Origin of the sequence: Actinomyces sp. HMSC065F12, assembly GCF_001814535.1 — a bacterium.
Classification (GTDB): Bacteria; Actinomycetota; Actinomycetes; order Actinomycetales; family Actinomycetaceae; genus Pauljensenia; species Pauljensenia radingae_A.
This window is the reverse complement of record NZ_KV817021.1, coordinates 1,362-1,634: the sequence shown is the minus strand read 5'-3', so window position 1 is coordinate 1,634 and position 273 is coordinate 1,362. Positions and strand designations below refer to the sequence as shown.

1 protein-coding gene is annotated in these 273 nt (G+C 63.7%); it reads left to right on the top strand.

Annotated features, from left to right (window positions below; all coding sequences use genetic code 11):
- On the top strand, positions 1 to 273 hold a 273-nt coding region (locus HMPREF2975_RS12610), incomplete at both ends, for a hypothetical protein (RefSeq protein WP_227469344.1).

Sequence of the window (273 nt, the reverse complement as noted above, 5' to 3'; positions counted from 1 at the left end):
CCACACCCGGCCAATACCACCACACCGGCATCCCATGGAAACGCATCACAGGCGGACCCGCCACGATCCCCACACTCACCAGCGAGCAGGTCGAAGACCTCTACGCGATCATCACCGCCACCCTCAACGAATACCACCCCGCCGAACACACCACACCACCCGCCACCACAACTGACCGTGAGGGCGACAGGCCAGGCGACCACTACGAGAACACCACCACGTGGGACAGCATCCTCACGCCCCACGGGTGGACACCCGTATTCACCCAAGGCA